A 17,864-nucleotide genomic window follows, 5' to 3' on the forward strand; every position below is an offset into this window, starting at 1 on the left:
CAAATAGAGGTCTGAGGAATCTAGGGAACACTCTTTGAGTTGTCGCCTAATGACTCAGCCTCTTGATTTCAAAGAAGAACAGGAAGTGAAAAGCTATGAAACTAAAAGCAAAAGCCGATGGGCCGATTTCTTTTAGAGAGTTGTTTAAAAAAGGGGATACACCAATCAAGCTTTCCTTTATTTTTATGGGAACAGCGAATAGTTTAAATGGACAGATCGTTAAGGGATTGGCGTTTTTAGCGTTGCAGATAGGGTTTGTGGCATGGTTGGTTGTAAATGGATTCCATGCTTTATCGATGTTGCAATCGTTGGGGACGAAATCTCAAGGTTGGGTCATGGATGAGTCGTTAGGGATCGAAGTGCAACAGCCGGGGGATAATTCGATGTTGCTGTTGTTATTTGGAATCGCTGCAATTATTCTTATTTTGCTTTTTATTTTTCTGTATATTGTAAACCTTAGAAGTGCGCGCAAAATCTACACGCTAAAACAAGCGGGGCAATCATTGCCTACGTTAAAAGAAGACTTGAATAGCTTGTTGAATGAAAAATTCTATATCACGTTGATGAGTATTCCGCTATTGGGTGTATTGGCGTTTACGATTTTGCCGTTGCTTTATATGATTTCGATTGCGTTTACTAGTTATGATCATAATCATTTGCCACCTAAAAATTTGTTTCACTGGGTCGGATTTGCTAATTTTAGCAATGTGATCACTGGTGATATCGCTGGAACGTTCTTTCCGGTATTAACTTGGACATTGATTTGGGCAGTCCTGGCGACAGCTACAACGTTTTTCTTTGGTATCTTATTAGCGTTATTGATCAATGCTAAAGGAGTAAAAGGGAAAAAAGTATGGCGGACGATCTTCGTAATCACAATGGCTGTTCCGCAATTTGTTAGTTTATTATTAATGGCGAATTTGTTCAATGGTTCAGGACCAGTCAATGCGATGTTACAAAACTGGGGCTTAATCGATCAACCGATTCCATTTTTGACAGATGCGTTGCTCGCGAAAGTGACCGTTATCTTCGTTAATATGTGGGTTGGGATTCCAGTTACGATGTTAGTGGCAACAGGAATCATTACGAATTTACCGACCGATCAAATAGAAGCAGCTGAAATTGACGGAGCAAATAAATTTCAAATTTTTAGAAATATCACGTTTCCGCAAATTTTGTTTGTAATGGCGCCTAGCTTGATCCAACAGTTTATTGGGAATATCAATAATTTCAATGTGATTTTCTTGTTAACTGGCGGACAACCGGCAAATAGTAATTTTCACTCTGCGGGTGAGACGGACTTGTTAGTGACCTGGTTGTATAAATTGACTGTAACAGCGGCTGACTATAATCTTGCGTCTGTCATTGGGATCATTATCTTTGTTCTTTCAGCAGTTTTCTCGCTTTTTGCCTACACACGAAGCAGTTCATTTAAAACGGAAGGGGCGTAAACAAGCATATGAAATCGAAAAAAAGAAACCATTTAATTTTGCATTATACGTTGTTGACGATTTTATCGATCGTTTGGATCTTCCCAATCGTTTGGATTGTTTTAACTAGTTTTAGAAGTGAGGGCGGAGCGTTTGTAACGTATTTTATTCCGAAGCAGTTTACGTTTGAGAATTATAAAATGTTATTGACGAGTTCGACTTATCCTTTTGTTCAATGGTTTTTAAATACGCTGTTTGTAGCGATTTGTAGTTGTATTTTGTCAACGTTGATTACGATTGCGATGGCATACTCGTTGAGTCGTTTGCGATTTAGAGCGCGTAAACCGTTCTTGAAATTAGCGTTGGTATTGAATATGTTTCCAGGATTTATGAGTATGATCGCTGTGTACTACATTTTGAAAGCGATGAATTTAACAGGTAGTTTATTGGCATTGATTTTAGTGTATTCATCTGGAGCCGCTTTAGGATTTTATATTGCGAAAGGCTTTTTCGATACGATCCCGATGGCGCTGGATGAATCTGCGATGATCGATGGTGCAAGTAAGTTTGAGATTTTTACAAAAATCACGTTGCCGTTAAGTAAGCCGATAATCGTCTACACCGCATTGATGGCTTTTATGGCACCATGGATGGATTTCATTTTTGCGAAGATCATTTTAGGTGATAACGTCAATAAGTACACGGTTGCGATTGGGTTGTTCACGATGCAAACGAAAGATAAAATCGATCAATATTTTATGGCATTTACAGCGGGCTGTGTGTTAATTGCTGTGCCGATCACATTATTGTTTATCTTTATGCAAAAGTATTATGTAGAAGGGATTACAAGTGGTTCTGTGAAAGGATAAAGTTAGAAAAAAGCATTTCCGAATGGGAGATGCTTTTTTATGTCTGTCTTTGTGTATAAGGCGATGTATTTCCTTTAATAATGTTTGATAGTTCAACTGCTAACTGTGCCCTTGAAATAGGATGGTATCTTTTGACGAGTTTTCTGAGTCCAGGAATATGTTGTAAAGTGGTGAGACCAAGGCCGCTGATGACAGAAAAATAGCGTTTTTTATCCACTACTAAGCTCGGGTAAATAATGACATGTGGTTGTGTGCTTTCTTTAATCAGTTGTTCAGCTTGGAGTTTGGCATCCATGTACTTTCTTAAAGGAAATGGTGCGCTGTTGGCGGAGATGAACAAGAACTTTGCAGATGGATTGTTGACTTTTAAGTACTCTAAAATCAGTTGGACAGGCGTTAAAATAAACCGTTCGTAAGTGATGCCTTTTTTAGGCTGTTCGAAAAGAATCCCGATTGTATCGATGACCCAATCAGCTTCGTTGATAGCGTTATGCCAAAGCGTATCGTTTAGAATATCTGAACGAAACCAATGGACTTTTTCTGCCCATGGATCGGATAGATCGGTGGGTTTTCCTTTGCGTGAGATACTTGTCACGTTATGCCCGTTGTTTGTTAACTCTTCAGAAAGTTTTTGTCCGATAAAGCCGCTTCCGCCGAAAATCGTTATATTCATCATGTGCGCCTGCTTTCTTTGGGTAATATAGCTAGTGTATCATTATTTTCTGAATCATAAAAAGAAACAGTACGCTGGGGCTTAAACGTACTGTTTCTTTTTAAATAATGGTTACGGCTACACCAAAGTGATCGCTGATAATAGGCGTTTGTTTTCCATCGAAAGTGACTTGATAGCTTGAAATCGTTAATTCTTGTGAAGTGAAAATATAATCGATTCGTAATTTTTCTTGGTTTTCACCCCAACCATCAATAGCTTTTTCTACGGTATGTTCACCGATTTTTTCGTTTGCAACTAAAAAGCTGTCCTGTAATTTCAGGGGACTGCTTAAAACCAGATCGTAGCCAGTCTTAGTGGCGGAAGCTGGATTGTTGAAATCACCCATAAGCACTAAAGGTGTAGTGCATTTTTTTAAAGCGAGCTCGGTCTGCTGCCATTCGTGGTTAAAACCACCCGTTTCTAGCCACCAAGAATAATGACAGCAAACAGCTGTAATCGGTTTTTCAGCTATTTTTGTTTCTCCAATCAATAATACTCTTGTGCGATAGTCGAGAGGATCTGTTTCTTCTGAAACGATGACTGTTTTAGGTTGAAGTGGTTGTTTGGACAGTAAAGCCACGCCTTCGTGATAGGTCGAGTAGCCGATATGATTGTATGCCCAGCACCAGTGATAGCTATGGCCTAGTTCGTTCAATTGCTGAACCAAAAGATGGGCAAAGTTGTCCTCGTGAATCGGCAATTGATTTTCAGTAGGATGAAAATTGTGAGTAGAGATCGCAGGTAAACTATCAATGCGTTGGTTGACCTCCTGTAAGGCAATCAATGCGTAATCTTCTTTGATGATTTGTGCGGCCATTTGTTTTAATTTCTCTAAAGGATTTTCTTCTAACCAGCTGTGAGTGTTCAATGTTAATAGGTTCATGCTTATTCCTCCGCGAAAACAGGGTCAGAATAAAACTCTATGAGTTTTATACCGACCCTATTTAGAATTTTACGTGTATTAAATATCTAAACGTCCAATGGTCGTTCCAGGTTCTTGTTTGCCGACTTTATCTAAATGGAAGGCATTGACTTTTTCACCGTTTGTAAAGACGACGATCATGGTTGTTTGTTTGCCAGCTGCTTTGATTTTTTCCAAATCAGCGGTAGCGATCGATTCACCTGCTGTGATTTTTTGTCCCTCTGTAACCAAAATAGTAAAGGCGGAATCTTTCATTTCGACCGTATCAAGTCCCATGTGGATCAAGACTTCGATTCCGTCTTCTGTTTGAATTCCTAGCGCGTGTTTAGATGGGAAAATACTGCTGATCACACCATCGATTGGCGCATAAATCGTTGTATCCTCTGGTATCACAGCGAAACCGTCGCCCATCATTTTTTGTGAAAAGACAGGGTCATCGACTTGTTCAATAGCGATCACTTCACCATTTGCGACAGGAACAATTGTTTTAGAAATGCCTAGATAATCAGTTGCGCTTGTCGCTGTATCGATTGATTCTGTTCGTTCAGGTGTAGGAATTGTTGCGCCAGAATCTAGCAAATCTTGAATATCTGATTTTAACACATCGGCTTTTGGTCCGTAAACTGCTTGGACGCCATTATCTTTGACGATCAGTCCCATAGCACCAGCTTTTTTCCACGCCTCTTCTGTTCCGACTTTTCCTTTATCGGTCACACTTACTCGTAACCTTGTCATACAGGCATCGACATCCACGATATTTTCTTTTCCGCCTAGTAGATGAATGATATCGATGATTTGAGGGTCGATTCCATCTGTATTTGATGTATTGCTTGATGATGAGTCAGTTTGGGCTTCAGTATTATCATAGTTGCCGTTTCTGCCTGGAGTAGCAAAGTTGAATTTTTTGATCATGAAATTAGCGATGAAATAAGTCAAGACCCCAAAGGCAATCGTGCAGAGAACGAAATTCAGTAAGTCGCCACCTAAACCAGCTTTGATAGCTAATGGTGTTCGGGTCAATAATTCGATGTTCCCGAAAGAGTGAACGCGTAGTGCAACCAAATCTGCCATAGCGAAAGCCGCTCCTTGGATGATGGCGTATACGATATATAATGGAACTGCAGCGAACATAAACATGAATTCTAAAGGTTCAGTAACACCTGTTAAGAATACGGCTAAAGCAGCTGAAAGATACATAGATTTATAGCTTGCTCGTTTGTCTGAATCGACATTCCGATACATTGCAAGAGTCATGCCCATCAAAATACCAGAAGCGCCGATCATTTGTCCGACTTTGAAACGAGCAGGTGTCCAGTTGGTTAAAACAAAATTGTATTGTGATGTGTCGCCAGCACCTTTTAGATTGACTAAGTCAGTTGCCCAAGCGAGCCACAAAGGATCTTGTCCAAAAACTTGAGTTCCAGCTTGTGCGCCAGATAAAATTTCATATGTTCCACCAAGTTGAGTGTAATTGATTGGGATCGTTAACATATGATGTAAACCAAACGGTAGTAACAAACGTTCTAATGTTCCGTATAAAAAGGGTGCCAAAACCGGTGCGGTATCTTGAGATTGTGCAATCCAAAGCCCAAAATTATTAATACCTGCCTGGATATAAGGCCAAATAATAGCCAACAGAATTGCGACGATTGTTGACCAAAGAATCACAACAAATGGCACAAAGCGCTTGCCGTTGAAAAATGAAAGTGCGTCAGGTAATTTTCGGTAATTATAATATTTGTTGAACGCCATAGCGCCGACGAAACCAGCGATGATTCCGACAAAGACACCCATATTCAATGCGGGTGCTTCTAAAACGCTAGTGAAAAATCCTTTGACCATGATTTTTGTTCCGAATAGTGTGTGCGTAAAGGCTTTTTCATCTGCTAACATCGCACTTGTTACGCCAAAAATCGAACCTGTGATTCGATTGATTAGGATGAAAGATAGTCCAGCAGCAAATGCACCACCTGCACGTTCTTTCGCCCAGCTTCCGCCAATTGCAAGCGCGAATAGAATGTGTAAATTGCCGATAACCGCCCAACCAATATTTTCTATCACGCCACCAGTTGTTGCTAACATAGCCCAATCGGGATTGATTAGCGGGATTGTTTTACCGATACTAATCATTAGCCCTGCTGCGGGCATAACGGCAATTACGACCATTAATGCCTTACCGAACTTTTGCCAAAATTCAAAACTCAATAACTTTTTCATCTTTTTTCTCTCCTTTGCAATAATTGCGCAATCGATTTCGTTGATTGTAGTATAAATCAGATTCCTGTTTTTGTAAACCCTTAAATAAAATGGGGTTCTTTTTAATATGGAAAAAACAGTTATTACATTATTAGCAAAGGATTGTTTAGTAGTAAAAGCTTTTTCATAAATAAATGTTTGACAATGCAATCGGTTGCGTTTATTATGGTGATAAGAAGCGAACCACTTACAGGAGGAGAGAAAATGAATCATTTATTTGAAATAGACCCTTGGAAAATTGCAACACATCAACTAGAGCGAGGAGAACGTCGTTTACAAGAATCGTTAACATCAATGGGAAATGGTTATATGGGAATGAGAGGGAATTTTGAAGAACAATATACTGGAGATCATCACCGAGGAACATATTTAGCAGGTGTTTGGTACCCAGACAAAACGAGAGTTGGCTGGTGGAAAAATGGCTATCCTGATTACTTCGGGAAAGTGATCAATGCAGTGAATTTTATTGCGATGGATATTTTTGTGAATGGTGAAGCCATTGACTTAGGAATGCAAGAACCAAAAGATTTCTATTTAGAGTTAGACATGCGCAATGGGTTGTTGACACGTACTTTTGTTGTTAACGTTGATGAGACAAGTGTTAAATTCCGTTTTGAACGTTTTTTAAGTATTGTTCAACAGGAGCTTGCGGTGATTCGTGTAACAGCAGAAGTGCTTGAAGGGACTGCAGATATTCAAATCATCTCAAAAATCGATGGAGATGTTCGCAATGAAGACAGTAACTATGATGAGATGTTTTGGGAAGCACAACAATCTGGTTTTGAAGAAGCAATCGGCTTTTTAACAACTAAGACGATCCCAAATCCATTTGGGATTGAACAGTTTAGTGTAACAGCTGCAATGAAACATCTAACCAATGCTCAAGTTGGTGTTGCGGAAACGGAGCCACTAAAAGTGCAGCAATCATTTCAAGCAACACTGCAAGCCAATGAATCGATTACGCTAGAAAAACAAGCAATCGTCTTGACTAGCCGTGATATTCCAGAAAAGGAACAACAAGAAAAAGCAGTGCAACTACTGAAAGAAACAACTAAAACATTTGATGCATTATTGAACGAACAAAATGAAGCCTGGGCAAAACGCTGGGCACTTGCGGATGTTGTGATCGAAGGTGATGATGCAGCGCAACAAGGGATTCGATTTAATTTATTCCAACTGTTTACGACCTATTATGGTGAAGATGAACGTTTGAACATCGGACCAAAAGGCTTTACAGGTGAAAAATATGGTGGTGCTACTTATTGGGATACAGAAGCGTATGCGGTTCCTTTGTATTTAGCTTTGGCCAAACCAGAAGTAACAAAAAATCTATTGAAATACCGTTATAATCAATTAGAACAAGCAAAACACAATGCTCGTCAACAAGGATTAGTAGGAGCTTTATACCCAATGGTGACGTTCACAGGAATCGAATGCCACAACGAATGGGAAATCACTTTTGAAGAAATCCATCGGAATGGTGCGATAGCCTATGCTATCTACAACTATGTCAATTACACAGGGGATAATGAGTACTTAAAAAACGAAGGACTACAAGTGTTGACAGAAATCGCACGTTTTTGGGCGGATCGCGTTCATTTTTCTAAGCGTACTGGAAAATACATGATCCACGGTGTAACTGGACCAAATGAATACGAAAACAATATCAACAACAACTGGTACACAAATACCATCGCAGCCTGGGTATTGCAATATACTTTAGAAAATTATACGAAATACCAAGCAGAAACACCTGTTGAAATTACCGAAGAAGAACAAAAACAGTGGCAGGAAATTGTCGAAAATATGTATTATCCATTTGATGAAGAGTTAGGCGTTTTTGTTCAGCATGATACGTTCTTAGATAAAGACTTAATGCCAAGAACAGCCTTAACACCAGCGGATCTTCCATTAAATCAACATTGGTCTTGGGATCGGATTTTGCGCTCTTGCTTTATTAAACAAGCAGATGTGTTACAAGGGATTTATTTCTTTGGTGAACGTTTTTCACGAGCAGAAAAAGAGCGGAATTTCTTGTTTTATGAGCCGATGACAGTCCATGAATCTTCTTTATCTCCAAGCGTTCATGCCATTTTAGCGGCAGAATTAGGTATGGAAGAAAAAGCAGTGGAAATGTATCAACGGACGGCACGTTTGGACTTAGATAACTATAATAACGATACTGAAGATGGCTTACACATCACGTCTATGACAGGAAGTTGGTTGGCAATCGTTCAGGGCTTTGCGCAAATGAAAACGGCGGATGAAAAATTAAGTTTTGCGCCATTTTTACCAAGCACATGGACGAGCTATGCTTTTCACGTGAACTATCGTGACCGATTATTATATGTCACAGTGGACAAAGAGAATGTGCGTCTGCAACTTGTTTCAGGAAAAGAGTTGCCACTGACTTTATATGATAATAAAGTGGTTTTAGCAGATGAATTAGTGATCGAAATGAAAAAGGTGAATGAACATGTTTAAAGGGGTTTTATTTGATTTAGATGGTGTGTTAACAGATACGGCGGAATATCATTATCAAGCATGGCAACGTTTAGGCGCAGAAATTGGGGTCACGATCGATCGAGCATTTAATGAAGAATTGAAAGGTGTTAGCCGTGAAGATTCACTCAAGTTGCTTTTAGCTCATGGAGGACGAACAAAAGAGTTTGATTCAGAGCAATTTGCTGAATTAGCGCAGCGGAAAAATGAGTATTACGTTGAGATGATCCAACAGGTCGGTCCAAAAGATGTTTATCCAGGAATTTTAGACTTATTAAAACACTTAAAAAAAGAAGGAATCAAAATAGCATTAGCTTCCGCTAGCAAAAATGGTCCATTCTTATTAGAAAAGATGGCATTGATGTCTTACTTTGATGGGATTGCCGATCCAGCTGAAGTAGCGAAAGGTAAACCAGATCCAGGGATCTTTCACTTGGCCGCTGAACAAGTTGATTTAACAGCCGTTGAGTGCATTGGAATCGAAGACGCCAAAGCTGGGATCCAAGCGATTGTAGCTAGTGGAGCACTGCCAATCGGAGTTGGGCGCCCAGAAGACCTTGGTTCAGATATTGAAATTGTTTCTTCTACAGAAGAATTAACGATCGAACGGTTGATTTCCGTATGGGAAATAGCAAGAAATGGCTCTTGATTTAAACGATAACTGCCTTGAATGAAAATGACGATAGCAACGAGGCATCAATCTATGGTATTATTTTCTACGATAGAATGATTTAAAACTAACCGTGAAAGGAGTGGAAGAGATGACGATTACAGTGAAAGATGTTGCGAAAAAGGCCGGCGTTGCGACCTCTACCGTATCAAGAGTAATTAATGATCATCCCAGCATTTCAGATGCTACAAAGAAAAAGGTCTATAAAGTAATGGAAGAAATGGGGTATGTGCCGAATATTGCTGCCCGAAATCTTGGGAAACGATCTTCAGGAGCGGTTGGCGTGATTTTACCACCGTTGGATTCTCGTGAGCGGATGGGTAATCCATTTTATTTGGAAATTATTGAGTCGATCAATGATGAAGCCCGTCAACATAGTATGACAACCGCAATCGCAACGGCGCAATCCTTTGATACGTTACTAGAAAACGTACAGTTGATGCATCGCCAAAAGCAAGTTGATGGATTTATTTTACTCTATTCTGATAAAGATGATCCTGTCATCAACTACTTGTTCGAAAATCAAGTTCCATTCTCCTTGATCGGTCAACCTTATACAAATGAAGACAAAGTTATCTATGTAGATAACGACAATCAGTTACTTGGTAAACATGCCACAGATTATTTGATTGAAAATGGGCACAAGACTATTTTATTTATTACGAATACAACGCATGAAAATGTCTATTATGAACGTTATTTTGGCTACCAAAAAGCAATGATGTTGGCGGGGTTGTCAGTTCTGCCTTCTGTGGATATGGAAAAACCAGAAGATTATGTAGCATTTGAACAACTACTGAAAGAAACAAATGCCACAGCAGCTGTTGTAATCGATGATATCTTTGCAATGCGGATGATTCAATTAGCGCAGATGTACGGCTATCGTGTGCCCGATGATTTTTCTGTAATTAGTTTCAATAACTCGATTTATGCTACCTTAGTTCATCCTTACTTGACGAGTATTGATATTGATATTGCTGAGCTTGGGAAGATGGGTATGCAAAAGCTAATCGAATCCTTGCAAGAAAAAGAAGCAACAGGCGTTCGGATGGTGATTCCGCATAAGTTGATCAAGCGAGAGACGGTTCTTTCGTTAAAGTGATGATCTACTAAAAAAGATAGAATTCGATTTTTTTGATCGAATCCTATCTTTTTTAGTAGATCATCAATAAATGGCAATACTCATCGCACGAGAAGTAATCAGGATATCTTTTTAGCTTCATTTGGGGACTATAGGGGATAGCATTAATAATTTTTTTCAAAACACACATTATAGACAGTTTTACTACTATTTTAGAGCTGTAAGGACTGATGGGAGGATATTCATTTTATGGCGGGGCTTCAAACAGATAGAAACCAATATTTTTATTCAGAGGATATACAGGGGCAGCAATATCAAGCTATTGTTCGTTTAGCTTTAGAGCAAAAATGTACATTTTTTGAGTTTTGTATTCGACACGATATTGATTTTAAAGGAGATAATACTTACTCCTATCACAAAAAAGCATACGAATTAATTAGTGAGTTAAATTCATTTTTAATTACTAAAATTGAAACAAATAGTTGGGCAACTTCAATGGTCATTGCGCGTGAAAAAGTAGTAGAGGTATATCGTTTTGAATTGAATTCAGATTCGTTGTCAATTCTTTTAAACTATTCAAAATCGATCGGAGATTGGCAAGGACCGAATTTGCCAGAAGATATTACATTTTTTCAGGATGAGAAAATGTGGTTAGGAACAGTTGGACACGAAAAAATGTCGTGGTGGTTTTTGACAGATACAGAGTGCCAAGAAGTTAGAGATCGTGGTATTGCGTTATTCGGAGGAATGTAGGGAGCTTTTCATTCTTTTTCAACTCAATATCCATAGGATGTTCAAAAAGCTGAATATTGCTCTATCAAAAGTGATTACGCTCAGTTGCGGCAGGATCACTTTTTTTCTGTTCAGAATCTTATATAAGTTCATTTAGAAGGGGTAGTTAGCGTTATTTGCTAAATAACCATGCTTTCAAGCAAATTAAGTGATCAGATCTTTAGGTTGACAAAAGGAATATTCTGTCTTAATATAAAGGAGAAATGAAACGACTACAAATATAGTCATTCGGGTGGTAACCAAAAAAAGCAACTAAAGGAGATGTAAAAAATGGAGGCAAAAACATTTGATATAGAAGGGATGACCTGTGCTTCATGTGCGCAAACAGTCGAAAAAGCGACTGCGAAACTAAGTGGCGTATCAAAAGCTACCGTCAACCTAGCAACCGAGAAACTAAATGTTGAATATGATGAAAATAAACTATCAGAAAGCGATATTCAAAAAGCCGTGTCCGATGCAGGCTATGAAGCTTTAAGTAATGTACAACAACGAACATTTGATATAGAAGGAATGACCTGTGCTTCATGTGCCCAAACGATCGAAAAAGCAACTAACAAACTAGCGGGTGTCTCAAAAGCTTCAGTCAACCTAGCGACAGAAAAAATGGTCGTTGACTTTGATCCATCAGCAATAAACGTTTCTGATATCACCAAAGCCGTATCAGATGCTGGATATGAGGCAATCGAGCAAGTGGATTCTGCAGATACTGTGGATAAAGACCGTGAGAAAAAACAAAAACATATCAAAGAAATGTGGCAACGTTTTTGGATGTCAGCAGTCTTTACGGTTCCATTATTATATGTCGCAATGGGTCACATGGTAGGTTTGCCATTACCAACATTTCTAGATCCAATGATGCATCCAGAAACATTTGCCATGGTTCAATTGATTTTAACGATTCCTGTATTATATTTAGGTAGAAGTTTCTTTACCGTTGGGTTTAAAGCTTTATTTAAAGGACATCCTAATATGGATTCGTTAGTTGCTTTAGGAACTAGTGCAGCTGTAGCGTACAGTTTATACGGGACTGCTATGATTTTTGCTGGCGATCCGCAATTCACAATGGCGTTATATTACGAATCAGCTGGCGTGATTTTAACATTGATCACATTAGGGAAATACTTTGAAGCCGTTTCAAAAGGAAAAACATCAGAAGCAATCAAAAAATTAATGGGCTTGGCACCAAAAAATGCCCGTGTTTTCCGTAATGGTCAAGAAATAGAAATTCCAGTAGACAGCGTTCAGTTAGAGGATACGATCATTGTTCGTCCAGGAGAAAAAATTCCAGTCGATGGCGTTGTGATAGAAGGATCATCTGCAATCGATGAGTCAATGTTAACAGGTGAAAGTATGCCAGTTGAGAAAAAAGTCGGGGATAATGTTATCGGTGCAAGTATCAACAAAAATGGTAGCTTCCGTTTTAAAGCAACCAAAGTCGGTAAAGATACAGCATTGTCTCAAATCATTAAATTAGTTGAAGATGCTCAAGGGTCCAAAGCACCAATCGCTAAAATGGCGGATAAAATTTCTGGTGTTTTTGTACCGATCGTAATGGTTTTATCTGTGTTAGCTGGTTTAGCTTGGTACTTCTTAGGACAAGAATCATGGGTATTTGCGTTAACGATCACGATTTCCGTTTTAGTTATCGCTTGTCCATGTGCGTTAGGCTTAGCGACACCGACAGCAATCATGGTGGGAACCGGAAAAGGCGCTGAAAATGGCGTATTGATCAAAAGTGGAGATGCACTTGAAACGACACATAAAATTCAAACAATCGTTTTCGATAAAACAGGAACAATTACAGAAGGCAAACCAAAAGTAACAGATATCGTGACAGCAAATGATATCAGTCGTGATGAACTATTAAGACTAGCAGCTTCAGCTGAAAAAGGGTCTGAACACCCTCTAGGTGAAGCAATCGTAAATGGTGCAGAAGAAAAAAATCTAGCCTTTGCTCAAACAGAAGATTTTGCAGCAATTCCGGGACATGGGATTGAAGTGACGATCGAAGGTAGTCGTTTATTGTTAGGAAATAAAAAACTGATGGATGATCGCAGTATTTCTTTAGGAAATTTAAGCTTTACTTCAGATCAATTAGCAGAACAAGGTAAAACACCGATGTACATTGTAAAAGATGGCACGATTGCAGGTATCATAGCAGTTGCGGATACAATCAAACCAAACAGTATTCCAGCAATTAAAAAACTGCATCAAATGGGTATCGAAGTTGCAATGATCACAGGGGATAATAAACGAACAGCTCAAGCGATTGCTAAGCAAGTGGGCATTGATCGTGTACTAAGTGAAGTTTTGCCAGAAGACAAAGCGAACGAAGTGATGAAATTACAAAAAGAAGGCAAAAAAGTTGCCATGGTTGGGGATGGAATCAATGATGCGCCAGCATTAGCACAAGCGGATATCGGGATCGCAATTGGTTCTGGTACAGATGTTGCGATGGAATCAGCAGATATCGTCTTGATGCGTAGTGACTTGATGGATGTACCAACAGCGGTGGAATTGAGTAAAGCGACAATCAAGAATATCAAAGAAAACCTATTTTGGGCCTTTGCGTATAACACGTTAGGAATTCCAGTGGCAATGGGTGTACTGTATCTATTTGGCGGACCATTGTTGAATCCAATGATTGCAGGAGCTGCGATGAGTTTTAGTTCAGTCTCTGTGTTGTTGAATGCTTTAAGGTTAAAAGGGTTTAAACCATCGGCATTGAAAAAATAAAAAAGAAACGCTAGTAAATTGACTTAAAAGTGTATAAAATAGCCACTATCTTACCTTAATTAAGGGAAAGATAGTGGTCTTTTTATTTCTGGATTAAAAGGATTAAAAAATTGATTACTTCTATAATGTAGCAGGTGCTAAAGATCTATCTTTATGGCAATAACTGCTTTTTTAAAGTTTTATCCGCAACAAGCAAATTCCCCTGCAAATAGCCTAGTTGATCATAGGTATTTATGTAGCTTTCTAATTTTTCTTTAAAATTCATAGTGTTTCCTCTTCAGAAAGCGTAGCGGAAATTTCTTTATGCAAGGTCCATACATCTTGCCCTAAGTTACTCATGATTGTGATATTTAGGTTCTGTGATCGATCATAAGATGAAATAAATGAGATGCCAGGATCTTGTCCCTGCATATATGGGAAAATCCGTTCATCCTTTTTGGCAATCCAAAAACCATAGCCGTAATAATCAGAAGCTTGTATTGTTTGCATCAGGTTTACAGCATGTTCAGAGATGATCTTTCCGCTAAACAAGGTTTTCCAAAAACGGGAAAGATCGTTTAATGTTGTAAAACATCCTCCTGCACCACTCCCTTTAACGTCGATGCTATAAATATTAGAGTAAAATTCTTCAGTTTCGCTATCATAAATATACGCATTCGCGACATTAGCTGGCAAGCGGTCTAAAGAAAAATATCCAGTTGAAGACATGCCGGCAGGTTCAAAAATGAGTTGTTTCAAATAACAATCAAATTTTTGGCGAGTCACTTCTTCGATGATCGTTGCTAAAAGAACATAGCCTGTATTGTTGTATTGAAATCTTTTCCCAGGGATATTAACCATTTTTTTATCAATAAAAAGCGGAAAAAGATCACTATTTTTACGTATTTTATAATTAGGAAAATCTTCCCACAAGGCTGCATAATCAGTCAGTTCTTCTTCGTCGAAATAATCTCCAACACCTGATGTATGATTCAGTAGTTGATGAATAGTGACACGAGGATCGATATTGGGCATATTTTTTGAGAGAATTTGATTGATAGGCTGGTCAATACCGATTTTTCTATCTTCAATCAGTTTCATGATCGCAACGGCAATGAATGTCTTGCTTCCAGAAGCTGTTCCGAAAATCGTATCAATGGTATTGTCTATTTGATTAGAAAGATCTCGATAGCCATAAGCGTCCAATAATAATGGAACATCATTAGATGTAACGCTGATAAAGCCACTAAAATCTTTTGGAATAGAGTGAGATAAGTTCATGAGCGAAACTCCTTTAGTTTAGAATATGTATTTGTCATTATATACTAGAATAAGTTTATCATTAATTATGTGCCGAATGGTTTATTTTTTTACCCTTTTGGGAAAATAGTTGGTGGATTGCTCACTTTTAGTATTTAGTGTAACGCTATTAAAAGAAGGAGTGGAATTGAAATTGCAAGAGAATGTATGCTACCATAGAGCAGATATCAAACAAACGTACAATAAAGCAAGAAAGGAAGTGATCAGCAGATGAATACCTATAACTTAATATTGATCATGCTCCCGCCGCTTCCCGGAGATCGATGTTTTTTTTCAACTCTTTAATAAAGTAAAGTAGCTGTGAAGATTTGTTTTTGCAGCGTTTAATCTAGGAGGAAGTATTTTGAAAAAAAGCATCGTAACGCGTGTACCATCTTTATTATTATTGATTGTTTTAGTTGGATTTCCACAAATCAGTGAAACAATTTTTACTCCGTCATTACCAGACATTGCCCTTGATTTTAAAACCTCTATGGCCACTGTTCAATTGACGTTGAGTATTTATTTTCTAGCATTTGCATTAGGAGTATTCTTTTGGGGTTGGTTATCTGATTTTATCGGCCGACGTAAGGCAATGCTAGCTGGATTGTTCTTGTACGGAATCGGTAGTTTTCTTTGTTTTCGTTCAGAGACGATAGAATTTTTACTCTTTGCTCGATTTATTCAAGCTTTTGGTGCTAGTACAGGATCAGTTGTCACTCAAACGATTTTGCGTGAAAGTTATTCTGGGAATCAGCGCCATGCGTTATTTGCACAAATTTCCGCAGCTCTTGCGTTTACCCCAGCAATCGGACCATTGATTGGCGGCATCGTTGACCAATATTGGGGCTTTAGAGTCGTTTTTCTTGTGTTGGTCGTGATGAGTGTGTTGATTTTTGGTTATGCCTACTTCTGTTTGCCAGAGACTTTTGAAGTGAGTAAACGGATGTCGGTGAGATTAAGACCAATCATTAAACGTTTTGTAACGAATCCAAGAGTTTTAACGTATGGTTTTTTAATAGGAGCAATCAATGGTGTGTTGTTTAGTTACTATGCAGAAGCTCCTTTTATCTTTATCGAGCATTTTCATTTATCAACTGCGATGTATGGATTTTTAGGAGTTGGTGTTGCGGGAGCTTCCATTTTAGGCTCGTTATTATCGAAACGCTTGTTGCCGATTTATCAGCCAGAAAAGATTATTGTGATTGGAATTAAAACGATGCTATTCGGTACGATGTTTCTACTTTTGGTAAGTGGACTACCTATTTTTACCGATGGCACTCAATTTTGGTTGATGTTGATCGGGATTTTTATTCTACTCACAGGGACAGGAACGGCACTTCCCAATTGCCTAAGTTTAGCATTGACAGATTTTCAGGATGTCATCGGTACAGCGGGAGCTATTTTTAGTTTAGGGTATTATTTGCTAGTAAGTTTGTTCACGTTTGGTATGAGCAAACTTCATAATGGAACATTACTGGTGATGCCGTTGTATTTTCTGGTGATCGGCAGTGTGATGCTGTTTTTGGCACGGAAGTTCTTGTCACCAAAGAAATAAAGTTAAACCAATAAATAAAAAACATCTGCGTAAACGTGCGTGGATGTTTTTTCGTGAGCGGTTTCTTTTTTTGTTATAATTGAGTTAGTATTAGAAAAAATAGTGAGGGGCGAGTTTGGTGAGAGAAATTTTGTTACAAGCAATCGGCTTTTGTTTCGTGATTTTTTTAGGCTACTTGATGAAACGGATTGGTTTGTTAAGGAAAGCAGATGGCGGAACATTGTCTGTTATTATTGTAAATATCACATTGCCGGCAACAGTTATTGTGAGTTTAGCAAGTGTAGATGTTTCCGGAACGTTATTTTTCTTATTGATAATGGGAATCATCTTAAATATCTTAGTTATTTTGATTGGTGGGCGAGTAAGTAAAAAACAAGCTGTTTTAGAACGGAAATTTCAAATGTATTCCATGTCGGGTTATAATATTGGGAACTTTAGTTTACCTTTTATCCAAGGGTTTTACCCTTTGGCAGTGCCATTTCTTTTGATGTTCGATATTGGAAATAGTGTCATGTTGACAGGTGGGAGCACTTTGTTGATTGATAAAGTTGTTGGATCCAAAGAGGAGACAACGTTTAAAAGAATTGTATTATCGTTGTTTAAATCAGCGCCTTTTACAGCGTATATGGGTATGTTATTGCTTAGGATCATACAGGTTGGATTGCCGCTAGAGTTGATAGGCATACTAGAAATGATTGCCAAAGCAAACGGCTTTTTGTCGATGTTTATGATTGGGTTGTATTTAGAATTGAGATTGCCTAAGAAAGCGATGCGATTAGTGAAAGAAGCGTTAGTTTGGCGCTATTTATGCGGAGTGGCATTTGCATTATTATTTGCTTTTGTGTTGCCATTGGATCCGTTATTACGGATTGTGTTAGTTGTATTGAGTGTAGCACCGATGCCGACTTTTTCAGTGATTAATAGTGTAAAAGCAGGGATGCCAGAAGAAACAGTTGGATTTACATCCTCTGCAAGTATTTTGATCAGTTTGATATTGATGACGGTCATCATGATGTTGATGGGATGATAATAGAAAAAGAGTGTGAGACAAACGTAAA

The 17,864-nt window shown here is 38.5% G+C and carries 13 protein-coding genes; 9 read left to right on the top strand and 4 right to left on the bottom strand.

The window, feature by feature from the left end; all coding sequences use genetic code 11:
- Nucleotides 1–95: 95 nt before the first annotated feature.
- Entirely contained in the window at nucleotides 96–1,451 is a 1,356-nt protein-coding gene (locus I586_RS14375; RefSeq protein WP_010763592.1) for a carbohydrate ABC transporter permease, read from the top strand.
- 8 nt (nucleotides 1,452–1,459) lie between these two features.
- Nucleotides 1,460–2,299, top strand: a complete 840-nt coding sequence (locus I586_RS14380; protein ID WP_010763593.1) for a sugar ABC transporter permease — start codon at nucleotides 1,460–1,462, stop codon at nucleotides 2,297–2,299.
- Nucleotides 2,300–2,336: 37 nt separating this feature from the next.
- On the opposite strand, the gene I586_RS14385 is transcribed toward I586_RS14380, so the two are convergent.
- The 3 genes from I586_RS14385 to I586_RS14395 all read right to left on the bottom strand — a co-directional run bounded on the left by I586_RS14385 (nucleotide 2,337) and on the right by I586_RS14395 (nucleotide 6,150).
- The gene (locus I586_RS14385) at nucleotides 2,337–2,975 is read right to left on the bottom strand and encodes an NAD(P)H-binding protein (protein ID WP_244147890.1); all 639 of its coding nucleotides are present in this window, start codon (nucleotides 2,973–2,975) and stop codon (nucleotides 2,337–2,339) included.
- Between the two features lie 97 nt (nucleotides 2,976–3,072).
- Nucleotides 3,073–3,894, bottom strand: coding sequence for an endonuclease/exonuclease/phosphatase family protein (locus I586_RS14390; protein WP_010763595.1), 822 nt, complete (start codon nucleotides 3,892–3,894; stop codon nucleotides 3,073–3,075).
- Between the two features lie 78 nt (nucleotides 3,895–3,972).
- Nucleotides 3,973–6,150, bottom strand: coding sequence for a PTS transporter subunit IIBC (locus I586_RS14395; protein WP_010763596.1), 2,178 nt, complete (start codon nucleotides 6,148–6,150; stop codon nucleotides 3,973–3,975).
- A 183-nt stretch (nucleotides 6,151–6,333) separates the two neighbouring features.
- Here I586_RS14395 and I586_RS14400 point away from each other — a divergent pair, with 183 nt between their 5' ends.
- From I586_RS14400 to I586_RS14420, 5 genes are all read left to right on the top strand, one after another.
- Nucleotides 6,334–8,673 carry a glycoside hydrolase family 65 protein gene (locus tag I586_RS14400; protein WP_279615040.1) on the top strand — a complete coding sequence of 780 codons (2,340 nt, stop codon included), beginning with the start codon at nucleotides 6,334–6,336 and terminating at the stop codon, nucleotides 8,671–8,673.
- Nucleotides 8,666–9,340: a beta-phosphoglucomutase gene (pgmB, locus tag I586_RS14405; protein ID WP_010763598.1), complete on the top strand. Its 675-nt coding sequence runs from the start codon at nucleotides 8,666–8,668 to the stop codon at nucleotides 9,338–9,340. The genes I586_RS14400 and pgmB overlap by 8 nt, the downstream gene beginning before the upstream one ends.
- A 112-nt stretch (nucleotides 9,341–9,452) precedes the next feature.
- Complete coding sequence (locus tag I586_RS14410) at nucleotides 9,453–10,463, top strand: LacI family DNA-binding transcriptional regulator (protein WP_010763599.1); 1,011 nt, start codon at nucleotides 9,453–9,455, stop codon at nucleotides 10,461–10,463.
- Nucleotides 10,464–10,691: 228 nt separating this feature from the next.
- Complete coding sequence (locus I586_RS14415; protein ID WP_010763600.1) at nucleotides 10,692–11,195, top strand: hypothetical protein; 504 nt, start codon at nucleotides 10,692–10,694, stop codon at nucleotides 11,193–11,195.
- A 309-nt stretch (nucleotides 11,196–11,504) separates the two neighbouring features.
- Nucleotides 11,505–13,970 (top strand): heavy metal translocating P-type ATPase, encoded by a 2,466-nt coding sequence (locus I586_RS14420; RefSeq protein WP_010763601.1) that lies wholly within the window; start codon nucleotides 11,505–11,507, stop codon nucleotides 13,968–13,970.
- 261 nt (nucleotides 13,971–14,231) lie between these two features.
- Here the strand turns inward: I586_RS14420 and I586_RS14425 are convergent, their stop codons facing one another.
- Nucleotides 14,232–15,230: a serine hydrolase domain-containing protein gene (locus tag I586_RS14425; RefSeq protein ID WP_010763603.1), complete on the bottom strand. Its 999-nt coding sequence runs from the start codon at nucleotides 15,228–15,230 to the stop codon at nucleotides 14,232–14,234.
- A 382-nt stretch (nucleotides 15,231–15,612) separates the two neighbouring features.
- Between I586_RS14425 and I586_RS14430 the strand changes: the two genes are divergently transcribed.
- Both I586_RS14430 and I586_RS14435 read left to right on the top strand, forming a co-directional pair.
- Nucleotides 15,613–16,806: a multidrug effflux MFS transporter gene (locus I586_RS14430; RefSeq protein ID WP_010763604.1), complete on the top strand. Its 1,194-nt coding sequence runs from the start codon at nucleotides 15,613–15,615 to the stop codon at nucleotides 16,804–16,806.
- Nucleotides 16,807–16,924: 118 nt separating this feature from the next.
- Nucleotides 16,925–17,833 (top strand): AEC family transporter, encoded by a 909-nt coding sequence (locus I586_RS14435; protein WP_010763605.1) that lies wholly within the window; start codon nucleotides 16,925–16,927, stop codon nucleotides 17,831–17,833.
- Nucleotides 17,834–17,864: the final 31 nt, after the last annotated feature.

It is taken from the genome of Enterococcus moraviensis ATCC BAA-383, from assembly GCF_000407445.1.
Classification (GTDB): Bacteria; Bacillota; Bacilli; order Lactobacillales; family Enterococcaceae; genus Enterococcus_L; species Enterococcus_L moraviensis.